We start from the raw sequence: 2,408 nt of genomic DNA, 5'->3' as shown, positions 1-2,408 counted from the left end.
CAGCGGCAGCTGCGCGAGGGCGACGAACGCCAGCAGGCCGACGGCGGTGCCCAGGATGCGATGCAGCTGGCGCGTCCACGCGGCGCGCAGCGAGGCGCCCTGGATGATGGCGAGGCAGCTCACGGGCACCCAGTAGGGCCGCGACAGCTGCAGCAGCTCCGCGGCCAGCAGCGACACGCCCACGAAGCCGCCGATCACGACCGAATCGACCACCACGAAGTCGAACTCCGGGTCCGGCCGCGGGCTGGGCGCGGGCACGCCCCGGCGGCTCACGATGTGCAGGCTGTAGAGGAAGGCGATCGCCACCGCCAGCACGGTGCCGAGCGCCAGCGCGCCCAGTTGCACCAGTGCCATCCGCCCATGCGCGGGGGTATAGGCGCCGATCGCCGCGGCCATCACGAAGAACAGGCTGCCGGGCGGCGGCGCCGCATAGAAGCGGCAGATCATGGTGACGACGATGGCGATGATCACCAGCAGCGGCACCAGCAGCGGCGGAAACAGGTGGCCCAACAGCCCGAGCGCGTAGCTGCCCGTCATGCCGAAGGCGCAGGCCATCAGCCAGGCCATGCGGTGCGACAGGCGCGTGGCGGGCAGGTGCAGGAACACCAGGCCGCCGAGCGAGCCGACCAACCCCAGCCCGAGCTCGCCGAAGGCCATGCCGACGAAGACCGGCAGGCCGCTCGCCAGCGCCGCCGCGATGGGCATCTCCCACGGCCGGTCGCTGCGCTGCACGCTGGCCAACTGGCGCCATTCGTCGGCCAGGAAGCGCTTGAGGGACATCCGGCGAGTATGACAAACAGGGCGGTGTCGCCCCCGACGCGACGAATGGCTGACCCGCCGGCCCAGCAGTGGAAAAGTTCCTACAGGCGACCGGGGGTGGCTTCGCCACATGATTCGGCATGGCCGAAACCACCCCCGAAGCGACGAACCTGCAACTCTGCCCCGGCGAGCCCTACCCGCTGGGCGCCACCTGGGATGGCGAAGGCGTCAACTTCGCCATCTACTCGGAGAACGCGCAGAAGGTGGAGCTGTGCCTGTTCGACGAGCAAGGCCAGGAAACGCGCGTGCGGCTGCGCGAGTGCGAGGCCTTCGTCTGGCATGGCTACCTCCCGGGCCTGAAGCCCGGCCAGCGCTACGGCTACCGCGTGCACGGCCCCTACGAGCCCGACCAGGGCCTGCGCTTCAATCCCAACGTGGTGCTGCCGGACCCCTACGCCAAGGCGCTCGACGCGCTGGAGGATCCGGAGCGCGGCCTCTTCGCCTACCGCACCGGCGCCGAGGAGGAGGACCACGCGAAGCTGGAGGAGGACGTGCGCGGCGTGCCGCTGGGCGTGGTGATCGATCCGCGCTTCGACTGGAGCGGCGACCGCCCGCCCAACGTGCCGCTGCACCAGACGGTGCTGTACGAGGCCCACGTCAAGGGCCTGACGATGACGCACCCCGACATCCCCGAGGAACTGCGCGGCACCTACGCCGGCATGGCACACCCGGCGATGCTGTCGTACCTGCAGGAGCTCGGGGTGACCGCCATCGAGCTGATGCCGGTGCACGCCCACCTGGACGACTCCTTCCTGGTGGCCAAGGGCCTCACCAACTACTGGGGCTACTCCACCCTCAGCTACTTCGCGCCGGAGCTGCGCTACAGCGCCGCCTTCCGCCGCGGCGACGCGCTCGGCGCGGTGCGCGAGTTCAAGGAACTGGTGAAGGCGCTGCACGGCGCCGGCCTGGAGGTGATCCTCGACGTGGTCTACAACCACACGGCCGAGGGCAACCACATGGGGCCGACCCTCAGCTTCAAGGGGATCGACAACCCCACCTACTACCGGCTGGTGCCGGACGACCCGCGCCACTACTTCGACTACACCGGCACCGGCAACACCCTCAACGTGCGGCACCCGCAGACGCTGCAGCTGATCATGGATTCGCTGCGCTACTGGGTGCAGGAGATGCACGTCGACGGCTTCCGCTTCGACCTCGCCAGCACGCTGGCGCGCGGGCTGCACGAGGTGGACCAGCTCTCCGGCTTCTTCACCATCATCCACCAGGACCCCGTGCTCTCCCAGGTCAAGCTCATCGCGGAGCCGTGGGACGTCGGCGCCGGCGGCTACCAGGTTGGCAACTTCCCGGTGCTGTGGACCGAGTGGAACGGGCGCTATCGCGACACCGTCCGTCGCTTCTGGCGCGGCGATCAGGGCCAGGTCGGCGAGCTCGGTTACCGCCTCACAGGCAGCAGCGACCTCTATGCCCACAACGGCCGCGCCCCGTCCGCCAGCATTAACTTCATCACCGCCCACGACGGGTTCACCCTGCACGACCTCGTCAGCTACAACGAGAAGCACAACGAGGCCAACGGCGAGGACAACCGCGACGGGGAGTCGCACAACCGCTCGTGGAACTGCGGCGCCGAG

2 protein-coding genes are annotated in these 2,408 nt (G+C 69.5%); one reads left to right on the top strand and one right to left on the bottom strand.

All coding sequences use genetic code 11. The annotated features are described in order from the left end of the window. On the bottom strand, positions 1–780 hold a 780-nt coding region (locus VFM98_RS06005), incomplete at its 3' end, for an FUSC family protein (protein WP_325108993.1). 119 nt (positions 781–899) lie between these two features. Between VFM98_RS06005 and glgX the strand changes: the two genes are divergently transcribed. Then, positions 900–2,408, top strand: a 1,509-nt coding sequence (gene glgX / locus VFM98_RS06000; protein WP_325108992.1) for a glycogen debranching protein GlgX, incomplete at its 3' end; no start/stop codon positions are given.

Origin of the sequence: Ramlibacter sp., assembly GCF_035706265.1 — a bacterium.
Classification (GTDB): Bacteria; Pseudomonadota; Gammaproteobacteria; order Burkholderiales; family Burkholderiaceae_C; genus Ramlibacter.
This window is presented reverse-complemented; position numbering and strand designations above follow the sequence as displayed.